The organism is Streptomyces sp. NPDC096136, assembly GCF_044763325.1.
GTDB lineage: Bacteria > Actinomycetota > Actinomycetes > Streptomycetales > Streptomycetaceae > Streptomyces.
In genome coordinates, this window is sequence record NZ_JBIWFZ010000032.1 from 30790 (window position 1) to 53815 (window position 23026).

General features: G+C 72.0%; 19 protein-coding genes. 14 read left to right on the forward strand and 5 right to left on the reverse strand.

Annotated features, from left to right (window positions below; all coding sequences use genetic code 11):
• Position 1 precedes the first annotated feature (1 nt).
• From ACIRBY_RS36595 to nuoN, 13 genes are read left to right on the forward strand one after another with little or no spacing between them, the layout of a single operon-like run.
• Positions 2-556, forward strand: a complete 555-nt coding sequence (locus ACIRBY_RS36595; protein ID WP_045946776.1) for an NADH-quinone oxidoreductase subunit B family protein — start codon at positions 2-4, stop codon at positions 554-556.
• Positions 553-1278, forward strand: a complete 726-nt coding sequence (locus ACIRBY_RS36600) for an NADH-quinone oxidoreductase subunit C (protein WP_403909046.1) — start codon at positions 553-555, stop codon at positions 1276-1278. Before ACIRBY_RS36595 ends, ACIRBY_RS36600 begins: the two co-directional genes overlap by 4 nt.
• Complete coding sequence (locus tag ACIRBY_RS36605) at positions 1278-2615, forward strand: NADH-quinone oxidoreductase subunit D (RefSeq protein ID WP_403909049.1); 1338 nt, start codon at positions 1278-1280, stop codon at positions 2613-2615. The genes ACIRBY_RS36600 and ACIRBY_RS36605 overlap by 1 nt, the downstream gene beginning before the upstream one ends.
• Positions 2612-3367, forward strand: a complete 756-nt coding sequence (nuoE, locus tag ACIRBY_RS36610; RefSeq protein ID WP_403909052.1) for an NADH-quinone oxidoreductase subunit NuoE — start codon at positions 2612-2614, stop codon at positions 3365-3367. Before ACIRBY_RS36605 ends, nuoE begins: the two co-directional genes overlap by 4 nt.
• Positions 3367-4758, forward strand: coding sequence for an NADH-quinone oxidoreductase subunit NuoF (gene nuoF, locus ACIRBY_RS36615; protein ID WP_403909055.1), 1392 nt, complete (start codon positions 3367-3369; stop codon positions 4756-4758). The genes nuoE and nuoF overlap by 1 nt, the downstream gene beginning before the upstream one ends.
• On the forward strand, positions 4755-7259 hold the full coding sequence (locus ACIRBY_RS36620) for an NADH-quinone oxidoreductase subunit G (protein WP_403909058.1): 2505 nt from the start codon (positions 4755-4757) through the stop codon (positions 7257-7259). The genes nuoF and ACIRBY_RS36620 overlap by 4 nt, the downstream gene beginning before the upstream one ends.
• Positions 7256-8641, forward strand: coding sequence for an NADH-quinone oxidoreductase subunit NuoH (nuoH, locus tag ACIRBY_RS36625; RefSeq protein WP_403909061.1), 1386 nt, complete (start codon positions 7256-7258; stop codon positions 8639-8641). The genes ACIRBY_RS36620 and nuoH overlap by 4 nt, the downstream gene beginning before the upstream one ends.
• A 3-nt stretch (positions 8642-8644) precedes the next feature.
• On the forward strand, positions 8645-9265 hold the full coding sequence (gene nuoI / locus ACIRBY_RS36630) for an NADH-quinone oxidoreductase subunit NuoI (RefSeq protein WP_403909064.1): 621 nt from the start codon (positions 8645-8647) through the stop codon (positions 9263-9265).
• Positions 9262-10092: an NADH-quinone oxidoreductase subunit J gene (locus ACIRBY_RS36635; RefSeq protein ID WP_403909066.1), complete on the forward strand. Its 831-nt coding sequence runs from the start codon at positions 9262-9264 to the stop codon at positions 10090-10092. The genes nuoI and ACIRBY_RS36635 overlap by 4 nt, the downstream gene beginning before the upstream one ends.
• Positions 10089-10388: an NADH-quinone oxidoreductase subunit NuoK gene (nuoK, locus tag ACIRBY_RS36640; protein WP_042815878.1), complete on the forward strand. Its 300-nt coding sequence runs from the start codon at positions 10089-10091 to the stop codon at positions 10386-10388. The genes ACIRBY_RS36635 and nuoK overlap by 4 nt, the downstream gene beginning before the upstream one ends.
• Positions 10389-10400: 12 nt before the next feature.
• A complete protein-coding gene (gene nuoL / locus ACIRBY_RS36645) occupies positions 10401-12341 on the forward strand; it encodes an NADH-quinone oxidoreductase subunit L (protein WP_403909069.1) in 1941 nt (646 codons plus the stop codon).
• Position 12342: 1 nt separating this feature from the next.
• Positions 12343-13944 (forward strand): NADH-quinone oxidoreductase subunit M, encoded by a 1602-nt coding sequence (locus ACIRBY_RS36650; protein WP_403909072.1) that lies wholly within the window; start codon positions 12343-12345, stop codon positions 13942-13944.
• A gap of 23 nt (positions 13945-13967) precedes the next feature.
• Positions 13968-15596, forward strand: a complete 1629-nt coding sequence (gene nuoN, locus ACIRBY_RS36655; protein WP_403909111.1) for an NADH-quinone oxidoreductase subunit NuoN — start codon at positions 13968-13970, stop codon at positions 15594-15596.
• A 63-nt stretch (positions 15597-15659) separates the two neighbouring features.
• Here the strand turns inward: nuoN and ACIRBY_RS36660 are convergent, their stop codons facing one another.
• The 3 genes from ACIRBY_RS36660 to fahA all read right to left on the reverse strand — a co-directional run bounded on the left by ACIRBY_RS36660 (position 15660) and on the right by fahA (position 18421).
• Positions 15660-16274, reverse strand: coding sequence for a hypothetical protein (locus tag ACIRBY_RS36660; RefSeq protein WP_403909074.1), 615 nt, complete (start codon positions 16272-16274; stop codon positions 15660-15662).
• Positions 16275-16385: 111 nt separating this feature from the next.
• A complete protein-coding gene (locus ACIRBY_RS36665) occupies positions 16386-16994 on the reverse strand; it encodes a hypothetical protein (RefSeq protein ID WP_403909077.1) in 609 nt (202 codons plus the stop codon).
• 200 nt (positions 16995-17194) lie between these two features.
• Positions 17195-18421 (reverse strand): fumarylacetoacetase, encoded by a 1227-nt coding sequence (fahA, locus tag ACIRBY_RS36670; RefSeq protein WP_403909080.1) that lies wholly within the window; start codon positions 18419-18421, stop codon positions 17195-17197.
• A 141-nt stretch (positions 18422-18562) separates the two neighbouring features.
• Between fahA and ACIRBY_RS36675 the strand changes: the two genes are divergently transcribed.
• Entirely contained in the window at positions 18563-19369 is an 807-nt protein-coding gene (locus ACIRBY_RS36675) for a Cof-type HAD-IIB family hydrolase (RefSeq protein ID WP_403909083.1), read from the forward strand.
• Between the two features lie 59 nt (positions 19370-19428).
• Here the strand turns inward: ACIRBY_RS36675 and ACIRBY_RS36680 are convergent, their stop codons facing one another.
• Together ACIRBY_RS36680 and ACIRBY_RS36685 are read right to left on the reverse strand one after the other, a co-directional pair.
• Complete coding sequence (locus ACIRBY_RS36680; protein WP_403909086.1) at positions 19429-21429, reverse strand: CocE/NonD family hydrolase; 2001 nt, start codon at positions 21427-21429, stop codon at positions 19429-19431.
• Between the two features lie 20 nt (positions 21430-21449).
• On the reverse strand, positions 21450-22982 hold the full coding sequence (locus ACIRBY_RS36685) for a peptide MFS transporter (RefSeq protein ID WP_403909089.1): 1533 nt from the start codon (positions 22980-22982) through the stop codon (positions 21450-21452).
• Positions 22983-23026 lie beyond the last annotated feature (44 nt).

The following is a 23026-nucleotide window of genomic DNA, read 5'->3' on the forward strand; positions in this document are numbered from 1 at the left end:
CATGGGACTGGAAGAGAAGCTGCCGAGCGGCTTCCTGCTGACCACCGTCGAACAGGCCGCGGGCTGGGTGCGCAAGGCATCCGTCTTCCCCGCCACCTTCGGCCTCGCGTGCTGCGCCATCGAGATGATGACCACCGGCGCCGGCCGCTACGACCTCGCCCGCTTCGGCATGGAGGTCTTCCGCGGCTCTCCGCGCCAGGCCGACCTGATGATCGTCGCCGGCCGGGTCAGCCAGAAGATGGCGCCGGTGCTGCGGCAGGTGTACGACCAGATGCCCGCTCCCAAGTGGGTCATCTCCATGGGGGTCTGCGCCTCCTCGGGCGGCATGTTCAACAACTACGCGATCGTCCAGGGCGTCGACCACATCGTCCCGGTGGACATCTACCTCCCCGGCTGCCCGCCCCGCCCCGAGATGCTCATGGACGCGATCCTCAAGCTCCACCAGAAGATCCAGGGCTCCAAGCTCGGCGTGAACCGGGAAGAGGCGGCGCGCGAGGCGGAGGAGGCGGCCCTCAAGGCCCTCCCCACCATCGAGATGAAGGGGCTCCTGCGGTGAGCGACGAACCCGCCGTGGAGAACGGCAACAACGTCCCGGCCCCCCGGGGGGCCGCCCCCGGGCCCGAGGTGATCGGCGTCCGCAAGGGCATGTTCGGCGCCGCGAACGGCGGAGACACCAGCGGCTACGGCGGCCTCGTCCGCACCGTGGCCCTGCCCGGTGCGAGCTCCCGCCCCTACGGCTCCTACTTCGACGAGGTCGCCGACGAACTCGAAGGCGCCCTGGAGGAGCAGGACCTGCTCCCGGAGAACGCGATCGAGAAGGTCGTCGTCGACCGCGGCGAGATGACCCTCCACATCGCCCGCGAACACCTCCTGCGGGTCGCCTCCACCCTGCGCGACGACCCGGCGCTGCGCTTCGAGCTGTGCACCGGCGTCTCGGGCGTGCACTTCCCCGACGACAAGGGGCGCGAGCTGCACGCCGTCTACCACCTGCGCTCCCTCACCCACGGCCGGATCGTCCGGCTGGAGGTGTCGGTGCCCGACGCAGACCCGCACGTCCCCTCGCTCGTCACGGTCTACCCGACCAACGACTGGCACGAGCGCGAGGCCTACGACTTCTTCGGCCTGGTCTTCGACGGCCACCCGGCCCTCACGCGGATCATGATGCCGGACGACTGGCAGGGCTTCCCGCAGCGCAAGGACTACCCGCTCGGCGGCATCCCCGTCGAGTACAAGGGCGCCCAGATCCCGGCTCCCGACCAGCGGAGGTCGTACAGCTGATGTCGAACACCCCCAACAGCGCCGGCCACGCCGCCTCCCGCGAGACCACCGAGGGCACCGTCTACACCGTCACCGGCGGAGACTGGGACGAGATCGTCCAGTCGGCCGCCAAGGCGGACGACGAGCGCATCGTCGTCAACATGGGCCCGCAGCACCCCTCCACCCACGGGGTGCTCCGCCTGATCCTGGAGATCGACGGCGAGACGGTCACCGAGGCCCGCTGCGGCATCGGCTACCTGCACACCGGCATCGAGAAGAACCTCGAATTCCGGAACTGGACGCAGGGCACCACCTTCGTGACGCGCATGGACTACCTGACGCCCTTCTTCAACGAGACGGCGTACTGCCTCGGCGTCGAGAAGCTGCTCGGCATCACCGACCAGATCCCGGACCGCGCCACCGTCATCCGCGTCCTGCTGATGGAGCTCAACCGGCTCTCCTCCCACCTGGTGTGCATCGCCACCGGCGGCATGGAGCTCGGCGCGACCACGATCATGATCTACGGCTTCCGGGACCGCGAGCTGATCCTCGACGTCTTCGAGCTGATCACCGGCCTGCGGATGAACCACGCGTTCGTCCGCCCCGGCGGCCTCGCCCAGGACCTGCCCCCGGGCGCGGTCGACCAGCTGCGCGAGTTCGTCCGGACGATGAAGAAGAACCTGCCGGAGTACGACAAGCTCGCCACCGGCAACCCCATCTTCAAGGCCCGCATGCAGGACGTCGGCTACCTCGACCTCGCCGGCTGCATGGCCCTCGGCGCCACAGGACCGATCCTGCGCTCGGCCGGCCTGCCGCACGACCTGCGCAAGACCGACCCCTACTGCGGCTACGACACCTACGAGTTCGACGTCCCCACCACCGAGAGCTGCGACTCCTACGGGCGGTTCCTGATCCGCCTGGAGGAGATGCGCCAGTCGCTGCGGATCGTCGAGCAGTGCCTGGACCGGCTGGAGCCGGGCCCGGTGATGGTCGCCGACAAGAAGATCGCCTGGCCGGCGCAGCTCGCGATGGGCCCCGACGGCCTCGGCAACTCCCTCGATCACATCAAGAACATCATGGGCACCTCCATGGAGGCCCTCATCCACCACTTCAAGCTGGTGACCGAGGGCTTCCGGGTCCCCGCCGGGCAGGCGTACGCGGCCGTCGAGTCCCCCAAGGGCGAACTCGGCGTCCACGTGGTCTCCGACGGCGGCACCCGCCCCTACCGGGTCCACTTCCGCGACCCGTCCTTCACCAACCTTCAGGCCATGGCGGCGATGTGCGAGGGCGGCCAGGTCGCCGACGTCATCGTCGCCGTCGCCTCCATCGACCCCGTGATGGGAGGCGTCGACCGATGACGGCCGATGCAGTGAATACGGGCGTCAGCCTCGGGATGCCGCAGCTGCCCGCCCCCGACTTCCCCGCCGAGGTGCGCGCCCGGCTGGAAGCCGACGCCCAGGAGGTCATCGCCCGCTACCCCGACAGCCGCTCCGCGCTGCTGCCGCTGCTGCACCTGACGCAGTCCGAGGAGGGCCACGTCTCCCGCACCGGCATCCGCTTCTGCGCCGAGGTCCTCGGGCTGACCACCGCCGAGGTCACCGCGGTCGCCACCTTCTACACGATGTACCGGCGCGGGCCGAGCGGCGACTACCAGGTCGGCGTCTGCACGAACACCCTGTGCGCGGTGATGGGCGGCGACGCCATCTTCGACGAGCTCAAGCAGCACCTCGGGGTCGGCAACAACGAGACCACCCCCGACGGCAAGGTCACGCTGGAGCACATCGAGTGCAACGCGGCCTGCGACTACGCCCCCGTGGTGATGGTCAACTGGGAGTTCTTCGACAACCAGACCCCCGAGTCCGCCAAGGCCCTCGTGGACGACCTGCGCGCCGGCCGCCTCGTCGAGCCGACCCGGGGCGCGCCGCTGTGCACGTACAAGGACACCGCCCGGATCCTGGCGGGCTTCCCCGACACGCGCGAGGGCGCGGTCGCGGCGAGCGGCGGAGCGGGCCCCGCGTCCCTGATCGGCCTGCGCATCGCCCGAGGCGAACCCCCGCACGCGCCGATCGTGCGCCCGCGGGCCGAGACCGGTGGCGAGGGAGGGGAGTGATGTCGGTGTCGTCGAAGGAAAGCCATGGGGGTACCTCCCAGCCGGAGGCCGGGGGAGGAACGAGTCCGGAGAAGCTGCTCTCCCCCGTCCTGTCGGCGTTCTGGGACGAGCCCGAGTCGTGGACGCTGGAGACCTACCGGCGCCACGAGGGCTACGAGGGCCTGCGCAAGGCACTCGCGATGACCCCGGACGAGGTGATCGCCTACGTCAAGGACTCCGGTCTGCGCGGTCGCGGCGGCGCGGGCTTCCCCACCGGGATGAAGTGGCAGTTCATCCCGCAGGGCGACGGCAAGCCGCACTACCTCGTGGTGAACGCGGACGAGTCGGAGCCGGGAACGTGCAAGGACATCCCCCTCCTGTTCGCCAACCCGCACTCCCTCGTCGAGGGAATGATCATCGCCTGCTACGCGATCCGCTCGGAGCACGCCTTCATCTACCTGCGCGGTGAGACCGTGCCCGTGCTGCGGCGGCTGCACGAGGCCGTGCGCGAGGCGTACGCGGCCGGATACCTCGGCAAGGACATCGACGGCAGCGGGCGCAACCTCGACATCACCGTGCACGCGGGAGCGGGCGCGTACATCTGCGGCGAGGAGACGGCACTGCTCGACTCCCTCGAAGGCCGGCGCGGTCAGCCCCGGCTGCGTCCCCCCTTCCCCGCGGTCGAGGGGCTCTACGCGTGCCCCACCGTCGTGAACAACGTCGAGTCCATCGCCTCGGTTCCCGCGATCCTGAACAAGGGCAAGGACTGGTTCAAGGCGATGGGGACGGAGAAGTCCCCCGGCTTCACCCTCTACTCCCTCTCCGGGCACGTCGCCGGCCCCGGCCAGTACGAGGCCCCCCTCGGCATCACCCTGCGCCAGCTCCTCGACATGAGCGGCGGCATGCGCCCCGGGCACCGGCTGAAGTTCTGGACCCCCGGCGGCTCCTCCACCCCCATGTTCACCGACGAGCACCTCGACGTCCCGCTCGACTACGAGGGCGTCGGCGCCGCCGGCTCGATGCTCGGCACCAAGGCGCTCCAGTGCTTCGACGAGACCACCTGCGTGGTCCGCGCCGTCACCCGCTGGACCGAGTTCTACGCCCACGAGTCCTGCGGCAAGTGCACCCCCTGCCGCGAGGGCACGTACTGGCTGGTCCAGCTGCTGCGGGACATCGAGGCCGGCAAGGGCGCCATGTCCGACCTCGACAAGCTGGCCGACATCGCCGACAACATCAACGGCAAGTCCTTCTGCGCGCTCGGCGACGGCGCCGCCAGCCCGATCTTCTCCTCGCTGAAGTACTTCCGCGCGGAGTACGAGCAGCACATCACCGCAAAGGGCTGCCCGTTCGACCCCAGGAAGTCGACCCTCTGGGCTGACGGTCCTTCTCTGAACTCCGAGGTGAACGCATGACCGTCAGCACGAACGCCCCGGCGGGCGGCGGCGAGGCGGCGAAGCCGGCGCAGGACGACCTGGTCACCCTGACCATCGACGGCGCCGAACTGTCCGTGCCCAAGGGGACCCTGGTCATCCGGGCCGCCGAACAGCTCGGCATCGAGATCCCCCGGTTCTGCGACCACCCCCTCCTCGACCCGGCCGGCGCCTGCCGACAGTGCATCGTCGAGGTCGAGGGCCAGCGCAAGCCGATGGCCTCCTGCACCATCACCTGCACCGACGGCATGGTCGTCCGCACCCAGCTGACCTCCGAGGCCGCCGACAAGGCCCAGCGCGGGGTGATGGAGCTGCTGCTCATCAACCACCCGCTGGACTGCCCCGTCTGCGACAAGGGCGGCGAGTGCCCGCTCCAGAACCAGGCGATGTCGCACGGCAACGCCGAGTCCCGGTTCGAGGGGCACAAGCGGACGTACGAGAAGCCCGTCGCGATCTCCACCCAGGTGCTGCTGGACCGCGAGCGGTGCGTGCTGTGCGCGCGCTGCACCCGCTTCTCCAACCAGGTCGCCGGCGACCCGATGATCGAGCTGCTGGAGCGCGGCGCGCTCCAGCAGGTCGGCACCGGCGAGGGCGACCCGTTCGAGTCGTACTTCTCCGGCAACACCATCCAGATCTGCCCCGTCGGCGCCCTCACCTCGGCCGCCTACCGGTTCCGCTCCCGCCCCTTCGACCTCGTCTCCTCCCCGAGCGTGTGCGAGCACTGCGCGGGCGGCTGCGCGACCCGTACGGACCACCGGCGCGGGAAGGTCATGCGCCGCCTCGCCGCCGAGGACCCCGAGGTCAACGAGGAGTGGATCTGCGACAAGGGCCGCTTCGCGTTCCGTTACGCGCAGCGCCCGGACCGGCTGACCACCCCGCTCGTCCGCGGGGCGGACGGGGTCCTCGCCCCCGCGAGCTGGCCCGAGGCCCTGGAGGCCGCGGCTGCCGGGCTCACCGCCGCGCGCGGGCGCGCCGGGGTCCTGACCGGCGGCCGGTTGACCGTCGAGGACGCCTATGCGTACGCCAAGTTCGCCCGGGTGGTGCTCGACACCAACGACATCGACTTCCGGGCCCGCGTGCACAGCGCGGAGGAGACCGAGTTCCTGGCCGCCTCCGTCGCCGGCACCGGCAAGGACCTCGACGGCACGGGCGTCACGTACGCCTCCCTGGAGGCGGCCCCGGCCGTCCTGCTCGTCGGCATCGAGGCCGAGGAGGAGGCCCCCGGGGTCTTCCTGCGGCTGCGCAAGGCCCATCGCAAGCGCGGCCAGAAGACGTACGCGCTGGCGCCCTTCGCCACCCGGGGACTCACCAAGGCCGGCGGCACCCTGCTGGCCGCCGCCCCCGGCACCGAGCCCGAGTGGCTGGACGCCCTGGCCTCCCGCACCGGCCTGGAGGCCGGCGGCGCCGAGGCCGCCGAGGCCCTGCGCCGGCCCGGGGCGGTCCTCGTCGTCGGCGAGCGGCTCGCCGGGGTCCCCGGCGCGCTGACCGCCGCCGTACGGGCGGCCACCGCGACCGGGGCCCGGCTGGCGTGGATCCCGCGCCGGGCCGGGGAGCGGGCCGCCGTCGAGGCGGGCGCCCTGCCGTCGCTGCTCCCCGGCGGCCGCCCGGCCACCGACCCGCGGGCCCGCGACGAGGTCGCCGCCGCCTGGGGGCTGGAGGCGCTGCCGCACCGCTACGGCCGCGACACCGGGCAGATCGTCGAGGCCGCCGCGACCCGCGAGCTGTCGGCGCTGCTGGTCGCGGGCGTCGAGGTCGGCGACCTGCCCGACCCGCGGCGGGCCCGCGCCGCGCTGGAGGAGGCCTTCGTGGTCTCCCTGGAGCTGCGGCCCGGCGAGGTCACCGACCACGCGGACGTGGTCCTGCCGGTCGCCGCCGTCGCGGAGAAGGCGGGCACGTTCATCAACTGGGAGGGCCGGGTCCGGCCGTTCGAGGCCGCCCTCAAGCCCGACCAGATGACCCGCCGGCTCGCCCCGGCCGACGCCCGCGTGCTGCACATGCTGGCCGACGCCGCCGACCGGCCGATCGCGCTGCCCGACGTGCACGCCGTCCGGCGGGAGCTGGAGCGGCTCGGCCCCTGGGAGGGCGAGCTCGCCCCCGAGCGGTCCACGGACCCGGTGCCGGTGCCCCGGCCCGGCGCGGGCGAGGCCGTCCTCGCCGGGCACCGCCTGCTGCTGGACCTGGGCCGGCTCCAGGAGGGCGACGAGGCGCTGGCCGGGACCCGGCACGAGGCCGCGGCCCGCCTCTCGGCCCCCACCGCCGCGGAGACCGGCGTCAAGGACGGCGACCTCCTCTCCGTCACCGGCCCGGCCGGCTCGGTGGAACTGCCGCTGCGGATCACCGAGATGCCCGACCGGGTCGTGTGGCTCCCCCTGAACTCCACCGGCGCCGGCGTTCCCGCCGACACCGGCGCACTGCCCGGCACCCTCGTCCGCATCGGACCGGCGCCGGCCCCGGCCGCCCCCGCCAAGGAGGTGCGAGCATGACCGGCCTCGCCCACATCGCGGCCCACCGGCCGCACGTCCTCGCCGCCGAGGACCTGAGCCTGTTCGGCAAGGACGTCTGGTGGCTCGTCCTGCTGAAGGCGGTGTTCTGCTTCGCCTTCCTGATGGTGACCGTGCTCTTCTCCATCGTGTGGGAGCGCAAGGTCGTCGCCTGGATGCAGCTGCGCATCGGCCCCAACCGGCACGGCCCCTGGGGCATGCTCCAGTCGCTCGCCGACGGCGTGAAGCTGATGCTGAAGGAGGACGTGGTCGTCAAGCGGGCCGACAAGGTGGTCTACGTCCTGGCGCCGATCATCGCGGCGATCCCGGCGTTCATGGCCATCGCGGTGATCCCGTTCGGACCGGCCGGCGACGAGGTCTCCATCTTCGGCCAGCGCACCACGATGCAGCTGACCGACCTGCCCATCGCGATGCTGTACGTCCTGGCCGTGGCCTCCGTCGGCATCTACGGCATCGTCCTGGCGGGCTGGTCCTCCGGCTCCACCTACCCGCTGCTCGGCGGCCTGCGCTCCTGCGCGCAGATGATCTCGTACGAGATCGCGATGGGCGCGGCCTTCGCCTCCGTCTTCCTCTACTCCGGGTCGATGTCGACCTCGGCGATCGTGGAGGCGCAGGCCGACCGCTGGTACATCCTGCTGCTGCCGGTGTCCTTCATCATCTACGTGATCACGATGGTCGGCGAGACCAACCGCGCCCCCTTCGACATGCCGGAGTCCGAGGGCGACCTGGTCGGCGGCTTCAACACCGAGTACTCCTCCATCAAGTTCGCGCTGTTCATGCTGGCCGAGTACGTCAACATGGTCACCGTCTCGGCGGTCTCGGTCACCCTCTTCCTGGGCGGCTGGCGGGCCCCGGCGCCGATCTCCACGTACTGGGAGGGCGCGAACCACGGCTGGTGGCCGATGCTCTGGTTCGTCATCAAGGTGCAGCTGCTGCTGTTCTTCTTCATCTGGCTGCGCGGCACGCTGCCGCGCGTGCGCTACGACCAGCTGATGAAGCTCGGCTGGAAGGTGCTGATCCCGGTCTCCGTGGTCTGGCTGATGCTGGTCGCCACCGTCCGGGCGCTGCGCAACGAGCGCTACGACTTCTCGGAGATCGTGCTCTACGTCGGCGGGGCCGTGGTGGCGATCCTGCTGCTGACCTCGGTCGCCGACCACTTCCGCGACAAGAGGGAGAGGACGGCGGCCGAGCGGGCCGGGAAGGCCGCGGCCGCCGAGCCCTTCGACCCGATGGCGGGCGGGTTCCCCGTACCGCCCAAGCCGGGCCAGCACCTGGCACCCGTACCGCGCAGGCGGCCCCGCGGAGAGCGGGAGCTGATCGCCAGCGGCGGGACGCAGACCGACAGTGACCGAGAGGAGGGTTGAGACGTGTCTGACGAGAAGTCCGAGAAGTGGCAGAACCCGGTGGCCGGCTTCGGCGTGACCTTCAAGGCCATGTTCAAGAAGCGCCTCACCGAGCAGTACCCGGAGCAGGAGAAGACCACTGCCCCGCGGTTCCACGGACGGCACCAGCTCAACCGGCACCCCGACGGTCTGGAGAAGTGCATCGGGTGCGAGCTGTGCGCCTGGGCCTGTCCCGCCGACGCGATCTACGTGGAGGGCGCGGACAACACCGACGAGGAGCGCTACTCCCCGGGCGAGCGGTACGGGCGGGTCTACCAGATCAACTACGCCCGCTGCATCCTGTGCGGGCTCTGCATCGAGGCGTGCCCGACCCGGGCGCTGACCATGACGAACGAGTTCGAACTGGCCGACGCCAGCCGTGAGTCGCTGATCTACACCAAGGAGCAGCTCCTCGCCGGGCTGACCGAGGGCATGGTCGACAGCCCTCACTCGATCTTCCCGGGCATGGACGAGCAGGACTACTACCGGGGTCTGGTGACGGGCGCGGCGCCCGGGACCGAGCGGCAGGTGGCGGTCTCCAAGGGCGAGGTCCCGCCGGAGTCCGCCGCCTCCGGACCCGCTTCCGAGAAGGCGGCCGGCCGATGAGCGCCCTCCTGACCACCGCGGCCTCCGCCACCACGACGTCGACGGGCGAGGCCGTCCAGTTCTGGGTGCTGGGCACCGTCGCCGTCGTGGGCGCGCTGTGCACCATCCTGATGAGGAAGGCCGTGCACAGCGCCCTGTGCCTGGCGGGGACGATGATCGTCCTGGCGGTCTTCTACCTCGCCAACGGGGCGTACTTCCTGGGCGTGGTCCAGGTGATCGTCTACACCGGCGCCATCATGATGCTGTTCCTCTTCGTGGTCATGCTCGTCGGCGTCACGGCGGCGGACTCGCTGAAGGAGACCATCAAGGGGCAGCGCTGGATGGCCGCCCTGTGCGGGCTCGGCTTCGGCACCCTGCTGATCGCCGGCCTCGCCAACGCCGGGCTGACCCACTTCAACGGCCTCGGACGGGTCAACTCCGCGGGGCACGTCGAGGGCCTGGCCCAGCTGATCTTCACCCGCTACATCTTCGCCTTCGAGATCACCGGCGCCCTGCTGATCACGGCGGCCGTCGGCGCGATGGTCCTCACCCACCGCGAGCGCACCGAGCGGGCCGCCACCCAGCGCGAGCTCTCCGAGCAGCGCGTGCGCGAGGGCGTCCAGGTCCCGCCGCTGCCGGCCCCCGGCGTCTACGCCCGGCACAACGCCGTGGACATCGCCGGCCTGCTCCCGGACGGCTCCTCGTCCGAGCTGACCGTCAGCAAGACGCTGCGCGCCCGCGGCCAGATCCGCGACGTGTCCAGCCAGGCCCTGGACGACCTCAAGGCGCTGGAGCAGCGCTCCGCGGAGCGACTGGGCCGCGACTCCCGTGAGGAGGCCTCGAAGTGAATCCGGTCAACTACCTGTACCTGGCCGCCCTGCTGTTCACCATCGGCGCGGTCGGCGTGCTCATCCGGCGGAACGCGATCGTGCTGTTCATGTGCATCGAGCTCATGCTCAACGCCTGCAACCTCGCGTTCGTGGCCTTCTCCCGGATGCACGGCAACCTCGACGGCCAGATCATCGCCTTCTTCACGATGGTCGTCGCCGCCGCGGAGGTCGTGGTGGGCCTCGCGATCATCGTGTCGCTGTTCCGTACCCGCCACTCGGCCTCGGTCGACGACGCCAGCCTGATGAAGCTGTAAGGGGCCTTCACCGTGGAGAATCTGATTGCGCTGCTGGTGGCGGCGCCCCTGTTCGGAGCGGCGGTGCTGCTGTGCGGCGGCCGGCGCCTGGACAAGGCCGGCCACTGGCTGGGGACCCTGTTCGCGGCGGCCGCCTTCGTCATCGCCGTGGTCCTCTTCGTCGACATGCTGGGCCGCGGCGCCGACGACCGCACGCTGCACCAGTTCCTTTACACCTGGGTGCCGGTGGAGGGCTTCCAGGCGGACATGGCCTTCCGGCTCGACCAGCTGTCGATGACCTTCGTCCTGCTGATCTCCGGGGTGGGCACGCTCATCCACGTGTACTCGATCGGGTACATGGAGCACGACGAGCGCCGCCGGCGCTTCTTCGGCTACCTCAACCTGTTCCTCGCGGCGATGCTCCTGCTCGTCCTCGCCGACAACTACCTGCTGCTGTACTTCGGCTGGGAGGGCGTCGGCCTCGCCTCGTACCTCCTGATCGGGTTCTGGCAGCACAAGCCCAGCGCGGCCACCGCCGCGAAGAAGGCCTTCCTGGTCAACCGGGTCGGCGACATGGGCCTGTCGATCGCCATCATGCTGATGTTCACCACCTTCGGGACCTTCGCCTTCGGGCCGGTCTTCGCCAACACCGGCAAGGCCTCCGAGGGCATGTTGACGGCGATCGGCCTGATGCTGCTTCTGGCGGCCTGCGGCAAGTCGGCGCAGGTGCCGCTGCAGTCCTGGCTCGGTGACGCGATGGAGGGCCCGACCCCGGTCTCGGCCCTGATCCACGCGGCGACCATGGTGACGGCGGGCGTGTACCTGATCGTCCGCTCCGGCGCCGTCTTCAACGGGGCGCCCGACGCCCAGCTGGTGGTCGCCGTCGTCGGCGCGGTCACGCTGCTCTTCGGTGCGATCGTCGGTTGCGCGAAGGACGACATCAAGAAGGCCCTCGCCGGGTCGACGATGTCGCAGATCGGCTACATGGTCCTCGCCGCGGGCCTGGGCCCGATCGGCTACGCCTTCGCCATCATGCACCTGGTGACGCACGGCTTCTTCAAGGCCGGCCTCTTCCTCGGCGCGGGTTCCGTCATGCACGGGATGAACGACGAGGTGGACATGCGCAAGTACGGCGGCCTGCGCACCTACATGCCGATCACCTTCGTCACGTTCGGCCTGGGCTACCTCGCCATCATCGGCTTCCCGGGCCTGTCGGGCTTCTTCTCCAAGGACAAGATCATCGAGGCGGCCTTCGCGAAGGGAGGCACCGAGGGCTGGATCCTCGGCGCCACCGCCCTGCTGGGCGCGGCCATCACCGCCTTCTACATGACCCGCGTCATGATCATGACCTTCTTCGGTGAGAAGCGCTGGCAGCCCGCCCCCGCCACGGACCCGGAGACGGGTGCCGAGCCCGCCGCCGGGCACCACGCCGGCGAGCTGCCCCACCCGCACGAGTCCCCGAAGTCCATGACCTTCCCGATGATCGTGCTGGCCTTCGGCTCGGTCTTCGCCGGCGCCTTCTTCGTGATCGGCGACCGCTTCGTGGACTGGCTGGAGCCCGTCACCGGGTACGCGCACGGCAACTCGCCCGTCAGCGCCCTCACGGTGACGGCGGCCACGATGGTGGCCCTCGTCGTCGGCGTCGCCATCGCCTGGGCGATGTACGGCCGCCGGCCCGTCCCCGTGACCGCCCCGCGCGGCTCCTTCGCCACCAGGGCGGCCCGCCGGGACCTGTACCAGGACGACTTCAACCACGTCGTGCTCGTGCGCGGCGGGGAGCACCTGACCCGCTCCCTCGTGTACGTCGACCACAGCCTGGTCGACGGAGTGGTCAACGGGACGGCCGCCTCGGTCGGCGGGCTCTCGGGCCGGCTGCGCAAGCTGCAGAACGGCTACGCCCGCAGCTACGCGGTCTCGATGTTCGGGGGAACGGCGATCCTGATCGCCGCGACCCTGCTGATGAGGGCGGTGTGACATGACCTTCCCGCTTCTGACGGTGACGGCCGCGGTCCCCGCGGTCGGCGCGGTCCTCACCGCCGCCGTCCCGGCCAAGCAGCGGACCGCCGCCAAGTGGCTCGCGCTGCTCTTCTCACTGGCGACCCTGGCCCTGGCCGTGCTCGTCGCGGTCCGCTTCGAACCCGGCGGCGCGCGCTACCAGCTCACCGAGTCCCACGCCTGGATCCCCGACTTCGGCGTCCGCTACGAACTGGGCGTGGACGGCATCGGGGTGGCGCTCATCGCGCTCACCGCGCTGCTGATCCCGTTCGTGATCGGGGCCGGCTGGAACGACGCCGACCCCCTGGAGACGAACTCGTCCCGCTGGCGCCCCACCCAGGGCTTCTTCGCCCTGATCCTCATGGTCGAGGCGATGGTGGTGATCTCCTTCGAGGCCACCGACGTCTTCCTCTTCTACATCTTCTTCGAAGCCATGCTCATCCCGATGTACTTCCTCATCGGCGGCTTCGGGGACCGGGCCCACGCGGGCACCGACGAGAACGCCGCCGCCCAGCGCTCCTACGCCGCGGTCAAGTTCCTCCTCTACAACCTGGTCGGCGGCCTGATCATGCTCGCCGCCGTCATCGGGCTGTACGTGGTCGCCGGGAACTTCTCGCTCCAGGAGATCACCGCCGCCCGCGCCGCGGGCACCCTGGACATGGCGACCAACACCGAGCGGCTGCTCTTCCTCGGCTTCTTCTTCGCCTTCGCGGTGAAGGCCCCGCTGTGGCCGCTGCACACCTGGCTGCCGAACGCCATGGGCGAGGCCACCGCCCCGGTCGCCGTGCTGATCACCGCGGTCGTCGACAAGGTCGGCACCTTCGCGATGCTCCGCTTCTGCCTCGGGCTCTTCCCGGAGGCCAGCGAGTGGGCCACCCCGGTGATCCTGGTCCTGGCCCTGATCAGCATCGTCTACGGCGCGCTGCTCGCGGTCGGACAGCGCGACATCAAGCGGCTGGTCGCGTACGCGTCCATCTCGCACTTCGGCTTCATCATCCTGGGCATCTTCGCGATGACCTCCCAGGGCCAGTCGGGCGCGACGCTGTACATGGTCAACCACGGCCTCTCGACGGCGGCGCTGATGCTGGTCGCCGGCTTCCTGATCTCCCGGCGCGGCTCGCGGCTCATCGCCGACTACGGCGGCGTCCAGAAGGTGGCCCCGGTCCTCGCCGGGACCTTCCTGGTCGGCGGCCTCGCCACCCTGTCCCTGCCCGGGCTGGCCCCCTTCGTCAGCGAGTTCCTGGTCCTGGTCGGCACCTTCGCCCGGTACCCGGCCGTCGGCATCATCGCCACCATCGGCATCGTGCTGGCCGCGCTGTACACCCTGGTCCTCTACCAGCGGACCATGACCGGCCCCGTGAAGCCGGAGGTCCGCACCCTGCCCGACCTGCGTGCGCGGGAGCTCCTCGTGGTCGCCCCGCTGATCGTGCTGCTGATCGGACTGGGCGTCTACCCGAAGGTGCTGACGGACATCGTCAACCCGGCGGTGCGGTACTCGCTGTCGGACGTGAAGAAGACGGACCCCAAGCCCGAGGTCGCCGTCGAAGCCCAGCACACCGAGAAGGAGGCGGCGGCGAAGTGAGCACCGCGACTGCTGCCCAGGGCCTGCTGACACTGGCGGCCAACGGCCCGGCCGACAGGATCCCGGCCCCGCACATCGAGTACGCGCAGCTCGCGCCCACGCTGATCGTGGTGGGCGCGGCCGTCCTCGGCGTCCTCGTCGAGGCCTTCGTCCCGCGCAGGTCCCGCTACCACCTCCAGGTGTTCCTCTCCGTCGCCGCGCTGGCCGCGGCCTTCGCGGCGGTCGTCGGCCTCGCGGCCGGCGGGTACGGGAACACCAAGGCCCACATCGCGGCCATGGGCGCCATCGCCGTCGACGGCCCGGCGCTGTTCCTCCAGGGCACCATCCTGCTGGCCTCGATCGTGGCCGTGTTCACCTTCGCCGAGCGCCGCCTCGACCCGAAGGCGCACGGCAACCGGGTGGACTCCTTCGCCGCCCAGGCCGCGTCCGTACCGGGCAGCGACAGCGAGAAGGCCGCGGTCAAGGCCGGGTTCACCACCACCGAGGTGTTCCCGCTCGCCCTGTTCGCCATCGCCGGGATGCTCATCTTCCCGGCCGCCGACGACCTGCTGACCCTGTTCGTCGCCCTGGAGGTCTTCTCCCTCCCGCTGTACCTGCTCTGCGCCGTCGCCCGCCGCCAGCGGCTGATGTCGCAGGAGGCGGCCGTCAAGTACTTCCTGCTCGGCGCCTTCTCCTCGGCGTTCCTGCTCTTCGGGATCGCCCTGCTCTACGGCTACGCGGGCTCCGTCTCGTACGCGGTCATCGCCGACGTCGTGGACGGCACCGTCGCCACCGTCGACCCGGCGCTGGCCTCCACCATGGGCAACGACGCGCTGCTGCTGATCGGCGGCGCGCTGATCCTCATGGGCCTGCTCTTCAAGGTCGGCGCGGTTCCCTTCCACATGTGGACCCCGGACGTCTACCAGGGCGCCCCCACCCCCGTGACCGGCTTCATGGCCGCCGCGACCAAGGTGGCCGCCTTCGGCGCCCTGCTGCGCCTGCTCTACGTGGTCCTGCCCGGGCTGCGCTGGGACTGGCGGCCGGTGATGTGGGGCGTCGCGATCGTCACGATGCTCGCGGGTGCGGTGATCGCCGTGACCCAGACCGACGTCAAGCGGCTCCTGGCGTACTCCTCGATCGCGCACGCCGGGTTCATCCTGGCCGGTGTGATCGCCACGTCGGCGCAGGGCGTCCAGTCCGTCCTCTTCTACCTGGGCGCCTACTCCTTCGTGACGATCGGCGCGTTCGCGGTGGTCACGCTGGTGCGCGACGCGGGCGGCGAGGCCACGCACCTGTCGAAGTGGGCGGGGCTGGGACGGCGTTCGCCGCTCACCGCGGCCGTCTTCGCGGTGTTCCTGCTGGCCTTCGCCGGCATCCCGCTGACCTCGGGCTTCGCCGGGAAGTTCGCCGTGTTCAAGGCGGCCGCCGAGGGCGGTGCCGGGGCGCTGGTCGTCGTCGGTGTCATCTCGTCGGCGATCGCCGCGTTCTTCTACATCCGGGTGATCGTCCTGATGTTCTTCAGCGAGCCGAAGGCCGACGGGCCGACGGTGGCGGTGCCCTCGCCGCTGACGATGACCACCATCGCGGTCGGCGTCGCCGTCACCCTGGTGCTGGGCCTGGCGCCGCAGTACTTCCTGGAGCTGGCCGGACACGCGAGCACCTTCGTGCGCTGACCCCGCGCGGACCACGGGCCCGGCTCCCCCTCGGGGAGCCGGGCCCGTGTGCGTCCGGACCGCCTAGCCGTGGTGGGCGTGGGCCGGGTCGACGGGGGTGGAGGCGGTGGACGCGGGACATTTGAGGGCCGTGTTCCAGTTGTGGAAGCGGCCCGCCGGGTTGTCCTTGTACGCCCACATGTGCAGGTCGTAGTGCTTGGGCATGCCCGCCCAGTGACCGGGCATCGGCCCGTCGAAGGGCAGGCCGAACATCGACGGGCGGTCGTCCTTGGTCGTCAGGTCCTGGTCCCCGTCGCGGACCATCCACTCCACGGTCTGGAGCCTGCGCCGGCCGTTGCGGTCCTTCTCGGTGCTGTAGAGGAGCGCGGTCGGCCTGGCGGGGTCCGTCGAACCCCAGTTGGCCTCCTTGACGTAGTGGTAGCCCATGGAGCCCGCGCCGAAGGGGTTGGTCATGCACTCCTGGCCGTGCGGGACGTATCCGTCCTTGATCGCCTCCCGCTCGTCCACGTACTTGGCCGTCACCGCCATGGCCGTGGCCATGTCGCGCATCGCCTTCACGTCGTGCGGGTCGGGCGCCGGACCGTCCACGGCGTGGGCCGGGGGGAGGGCGGCCAGGACGACGGACGCCCCGGCGACGGCACATGCGGACAGGGCCTTGAGGCCGCGGGCTACGGGCATGGGAGCTCCTGGTGCTCGGGGGTCCCGGAGGGGCTGTCGTTCCACCATCCCGGCGGTGCGCGGGCCGTGCACGCGGCGGGCCGCCGAACGGGGGCCGCCGAACGGGGGCCGCTACGGGGAGGTGGCCGCGGGGGAGGGGGTGGCGGCCGGGGCGACCGGGCGGGGGCGGGTGGTGCCGGGGCGGCAGACGACGCGCGGGTTGAACGGCTCGAAGCGCCCGGCCGGGTTGTCCTTCCACAGCCACAGGTGCAGCGAGTAGTGCACCTTCTGCCCCTTGTAGCGGGCGGGCAGGGGACCGCGGAACGGCTCGCCGAAGAGGCTGGGCCGGTCGTCGTCGGTGTCCGTCCGGCCGTCCTTGTCGACGACCATCCATTCGAGTCCCACCAGGTTCCAGTGGCCCTTGCCGTCGCCCTCGTAGAGCAGGGCGGTGGGCTTCCTCGGGTCCACGGAGCCGTCGTAGGCGTGGTTGAAGTGCGGGTAACCCAGCGCCCCGGGGCCGCCGTTCGGGTCCACGACGCAGTACTGGTCGGGCACGTAGCCGGCCTCGACGCCGGCGCTGTGGCGGTGGTACTTGGCGGTCGCCCGGTAGGCCAGGGCCAGTTGGGCGGAGGGTGTCAGTCGGGGGGCGGGCGCGGCGGCCGCGGGAGCCGACGGCGCGGCCGCCAGGGTCGCGGCCGCCGCGAGGGCGAGGGGGGCGATTCTGCCGGTACGAGGGGACATGCAGGCAGCGTCACCTCACCGCCGGGGGGCCGCCACTCAGGCGGCGCGGGCGGCGTACGCCGGCCCCTCGCGGGGCGGGGGCGCCGCCGCGTGGTCCGCGGGGGTGGCGGCAGGCCCGCGACCTGCGGATCCGCCGGGGTGGTGCGGCGGGGTGGCGGGAGGGCCCGCCACCCCGCCGATCGCGTGGCGGCCGGGGGCGGCTAGCGTCCGGCGACGATGCGGCCGGTGACCTCGCCGAGGCCGACGCGGGTGCCGTCCGGGCCGGGGGCCCAGGCGGTGAGGGTGACGGTGTCGCCGTCCTCCAGGAAGGTGCGCTTGCCGTCGGCGAGCTCGACGGCGTCGCGGCCGTTCCAGGTGAGCTCCAGCAGCGAGCCGCGCTGGTCGACCTCCGGACCGCTGACGGTGCCGGAGCCGAACACGTCGCCGGTGCGCAGGGAGGCGCCGTTGACGGTCATGTGGGCCAGCTGCTGGGCGGCGGTCCAGTACATGGAGGCGAACGGCGGCCGGGCCACCTCCTGCCCGTTGATGGACACGGTGATGTGCAGGTCGAAGCCGCCGGGGCGGTCGGTGGCGGAGTCGTCGAGGTAGGGCAGCAGCGGGAAGTCCCGGGCGGGCGGGGCCACGCGGGCCGCGTCCAGGGCCTCCAGGGGGGTCACCCAGGCGGAGACGGAGGTGGCGAAGGACTTGCCGAGGAAGGGGCCGAGCGGCACGTACTCCCAGGCCTGGATGTCGCGGGCCGACCAGTCGTTGAGGAGGAACAGGCCGAAGACGTGCTCCTCGAAGTCGGCCAGGGCGACCGGGCTGCCCAGTTCCGACGGGGCGCCGACGACGAAGCCGACCTCGGCCTCGATGTCCAGCTTCACCGACGGGCCGAAGACGGGGGCCGGGTCGGTGGGCGCCTTCCGCTGGCCGGAGGGGCGCGCGACGTCGGTGCCGGAGACGACGATCGTGCCCGAGCGGCCGTGGTAACCGATCGGCAGGTGCTTCCAGTTGGGGGTGAGCGCGTCGCCGTCGGGCCGGAAGATGCGGCCGACGTTGGTGGCGTGGTGCTCGCTGGCGTAGAAGTCGACGTAGTCCGCGACCTCGTACGGCAGGTGCAGCTCGACCCCGTCCAGCGGCAGCAGGTGCGGCTCGACCGTCCCGCGGTGGCCGGGGTCGGTGACCCAGGCGGTCAGCGCGCGGCGCACGTCGCGCCAGGCGGTGCGGCCGGCGGCGAGCAGCGGGTTGAGGGAACCCTGGGCGAGCAGCCCGGCGTACGGGGACCCGAGCGCGACGGCCACGGCCCCCGCGTCGAGCACGTACCCGCCGATCCGCACGCCGACCCGGCGGCGCTGCGGCTCCTGCGGGGTGGAGAAGACGCCGTACGGGAGGTTGTGCGGCCCGAACGGGTCGCCCTCGGGGACATCGAGGGGGCTCTGCTGGGGCATGGGGTACTGCCTCGCTTTCGACGCGGTCCGGGGGTGTCCCGGGGGCTGGCTGACACGTTACGTGGCGCGTGGGGTCTGTGGGAGGCCGGATTCGGGCGCTATTTGTAGGACTTGTCCAAGGGGGTCCGTATCCTTGGCGCCGTGACTTCCGCCCTCCCCTATGCCTTGATCGCCACCGACCTGGACGGGACTCTGCTGCGCGCCGGTGACACCGTCTCCGCCCGCTCGTGCGCGGCGCTCGCGACGGCGCGCGCGGCCGGCGCCCGCCACATCGTCGTCACCGGACGCCCGGTCCCCCAGATCCGGCACGTCCTGGACGACCTTGGGTACACGGGGCTCGCGGTGTGCGGGCAGGGCGCGCAGGTGTACGACGCGGCGCGCGGACTCCTCTTGCACTCCGTCTCCATGGACCGGGGCCTGGCCGAGATGGCCCTCGGCAAGATCGAGGCGGAGATCGGCGAGGTGTACACGGCGGTCAACCAGGAGGGCCTGGACGCGGAGATGCTGATAGGGCCGGGCTACCGGATGTGGCACCCGCACCTGCCGACGGTCCGCGTGCCCCAGCGGGAGGACCTGTGGTCGGCCCCGATCACGAAGGTGCTGCTCCAGCACCCGCGGCTGGACGACGACGAGCTGACGCGGGTGGCGCGGTCGGTGGTCGGGGACCTGGTCAACGTCACGATGGCGGGCGAGCACACGGTGGAGCTCCAGCCGCCGGGCATCGACAAGGCGAGCGGCCTGGCCCGGGCCGCGGAGGCCCTGGGCGTGGCGGCCGCGTCGACGATCGCCTTCGGCGACATGCCGAACGACGTGCCGATGTTCGCGTGGGCGGCGCACGGGGTGGCCATGGCGAACGCGCACCGCGAGCTGTTCGCCGTCGCGGACGAGGTGACGCTGTCGAACGAGGCGGACGGCATCGCGGTGGTGCTGGAGCGGCTGTACGGGTGAGGGAGCGGGGTGGGGGGACCGGTCCCCCGCCCCCTCGCCCCGTCCCCGCCCCGCCGGGATCAGCCCGCCGCCCGTGGGAGGCGGCGCTGCCAGGTGCGGTGGTAGAGGACGTCGTCGGCCTCCCGGCACACCACCTCGTTCGACGTGACGAAGCCGCCCTCGTCGCACGAGATCTCGGAGCGGGTCTCGATCCGTACGTCCCAGCCCGGTTCCGGGCGGTGGAGCCGGATGCGCCAGTCGGAGCGGGTGCGGGCGGAGAGGGGGTCCGACTGCTGGATCTCGTAGACCTCCCGCGCGTCCTCCTCGTACTCCAGCCCGTCCGGGTACACCCGCGTGCCCCCGTAGCGGGGGTCCACCTCCAGCCGCCAGGTCCCGCGGGCGACGTCCCGGACCACGAGGCGCTCCGGGCGGGGGTCGTCCAGCGTGGCGGGGTAGGAGACGCCCAGGGGCTCCGCCTGTTCCGGGGCTTCGAAGACGATCCCCTCCGGGGCGGGGGAGGAGGCGCGGACCGGGAGTTCCAGGGTGCTGCCCGCCGGGTCGAGGGTCCAGCCGGCCTCCGAGCCGGCCCGCGGCCAGATCCACGGCCAGTACGCCGAGGAGAGGGAGAGGCGGATCCGGTGTCCCGGCGGGAAGCGGTGGCCGATGCCGTTCAGCTCGAAGGTGACGTCCTCCCAGGCGCCGGAGGGCCACGGCACCGCGTGCGCCCGTCCGCGGCGGGAGGAGAGGTTCAGCGTGCCCCGCGTGACCAGCGTCGAGGCCCCGTCCGGGGCCACGTCGCACAGGCGGGCCGCGACCTGGCCGTACGGGACGTCCATCCGCAGCCGCAGGGTGACCGACGGGCGGCCCAGGACCTCCACCGGCTCGGACGCCACCGGGAACTCGAAGCAGGCCGACTTGGCGTCCTCCTCCCGCTGGTCCGGCGGCAGGTCGGCGTCGTTGCCGAAGGGGAAGAAGCGCCCGGCGTCCAGCCCGGTGTGCTGCGGGGAGGCGACGGTCACCGGCGCGCCCTGGAGGCCGTACGAGACGGGCACGATCGAGGGCGACGGCCAGGTCCTCTCGCCGACCCAGCGGCCCGGGAGCTCCTCGTACGTGGTGGCCGGGGGGTGCGAGTCGCTGATCCAGGCGCGCAGGAGGGGCTCGTCCATGACGCCGGTGTCCGCGCCCTTGAGCCAGTGGTCCCACCAGCGCAGGGTCTCCTGGAGGAAGCCGATCGCCGGGCCCGGCGGCAGGCCGCGGTCCGGGTACTGGTGCGACCAGGGCCCGATCAGGCCCCGGACCCGGCCCGCGGGCAGGGCGGAGGCCAGCCGCAGCACGGTGTCCCGGTAGGGGTCGTGCCAGCCGCCCACGGCGAGGACCGCCGCGCGGACCGCCCCGTAGTCCTCGCAGACGCTGCCGTGGCGCCAGTAGGCGTCGCGGGTCTGGTGCGCGAGCCAGGTGTGGACCAGCGGTTCCAGGCCCTCCAGCCGGTCCAGCCACTGAGCCCGCCAGCCGTCCCCGGCGTACAGGGGGTCCGGCGGGCGGGCGGCGAAGGCGAGCATGGCCGCCGACCAGGCGTGCATGTCCACGGCCAGGACCGAGCCGCCCGAGTAGTGCACGTCGTTGTCGAAGCGGTCGTCCGTGGAGCAGACGGTGACCACGGCCTTGAGGGCCTCCGGTGCGAGGGCGGCGATCTGGAGGCTGTTGAAGCCGCCCCAGGAGATGCCGAACATGCCGACGGAGCCGGTGCACCACGGCTGCGCCGCCAGCCATTCCACCACCGCGACCCCGTCGGCCAGCTCGCGCGCGTCGTACTCGTCGCCGGGGCGGCCCCCGCTGCACCCGTGGCCGCGCACGTCCACCCGTACGGAGGCGTAGCCGTGCCCGGCGTACCAGGGGTGGCGCTGCCGGTCGCGCGGGGCGGTCCAGTCGGTCAGGCGGTAGGGGAGGTACTCCAGCAGGGCCGGGACGGGCGCGTCGGTCACCGGGCGCCAGATCCGGGCGTACAGCTCCACCCCGTCGGGCATCGGGATCCGGACATCCTCGTGGGCGGTCGCGTAGGGGAACTCGGTGCGGATGATCATGGGGGTTCGGTCACGCTCCCTCAGTGGACGCCCTCGGTGGGCGCGGTCATCGTGCGGCGCAGCCAGGGCGCCGCCGCGAACACGGCCAGGCCCGCCGCGACCGCGAGGGCGCCGTTCACGCCGAAGTAGACGGGGGTGGAGACGTGGCCGTAGGCCTTGACCACCTGGGCCTGGATGCCGTTGGCGAGGGCCAGGGAGAGGAACCAGAGGGCCATGGTCTGGCCGGCGTACGCCGAGGGGGCGAGCCGGGTGGCGGCCGACATGCCGGAGGTCTCCAGCAGCACGTCGCCCAGTCCGAGCAGCAGGTACGAGCCGATGATCCACCAGGCGGCCGTCCGGAACCCGTCGTCGGCGCCGTGCCCGGCCGTCGGGAGGGCCATGAGGAGGAAGGACAGGCCGCCGAGGACCACCCCGATGGCGATCTTGTGGGAGGCGTGCGGCTGGCGCCGGCCCATCCGCACCCACAGCCCGGCGACGAGCGGCGCCAGCGCCACTTCGAAGGCGCCGAGCGCCGAGGCGTACCAGCTCGCGGGGAAGTGGAAGCCGAGGATCTCGGTCCGGGCGTGGGACGAGGCCAGCAGCATCATCGTCGAGTAGGCCTGGAAGAGGATGAAGTTGAAGGCGACCGAGGCCAGGAAGAGCACCGCGTACGGGCGCAGCCGCCCGCGCTCCGCGGCGCTCACGCGCGGGCTGCGGAACATGACGGTGAAGTAGACGACGGGGGCGATCACCGAGGCGAGGGTGAGCAGGTCCACGAAACGGGGCGTCGTCAACCAGCCGATGGCCGCCAGAAGGGTGGCGAGCGCGGCGGCGGCGAGACCCGCGGCGGCGATCCGCCGTACGGCCGTGCGGCGCGCGGCGGGCGCCAGGGCGTACGCGGCGGAGGGGCCGCGGCCGGGCAGCCGGCGGCGTCCGAGGACGTACTGGGCGAGGCCCGCGGTCATGCCGACGGCGGCGGCGGAGAAGCCCCGGTGCCAGCCCTGGTGCTCGCCGAGCCAGCCGGCGATCAGGGGGCCGGCGAAGGCGCCGATGTTGATGGCCGTGTAGTAGAGGGCGAACCCGGCGTCGCGCCGCTCGTCGTCGCCCCGGTACAGCCGGCCGACCATGCTGGCCACGTTGGGTTTGAGCAGGCCGGTGCCGGCGCTGATCAGGCCGAGGCCCGTCCAGGTCGCGGCGGTGGCCGGCACGGCCATGGCGTAGTGGCCGCAGGCGATGAGGACGCCGCCCCACAGGACGGCGCGGTAGGAGCCGAGGATCCGGTCGGCGAGCCAGCCGCCGGCCACGGAGACGAGGTAGACCATGGTCCCGTAGGCCGCCGCGACGGAGGCGGCGGTGCCCGGGTCCATGCCCAGGCCGCCGTGCGCCACCGCGTCCGCGAAATAGAGGACCAGGATGGCCTGCATGCCCAGGAAGGAGAACCGCTCCCAGACCTCCAGTCCGGAGAGCGTGGCCAGGCCGCGGGGGTGGCCGAGGAAGCCGTGGTCGCCCGCGGGTGGTGCCGGCGGGGACGGGGCGGCCTCCGGTTGCCTCGGCTGGTCTATGGCGGTCGTCATTCTGGACAAAACAGATTCTCCGGTTGTTTCGGCTCTCACCGAAC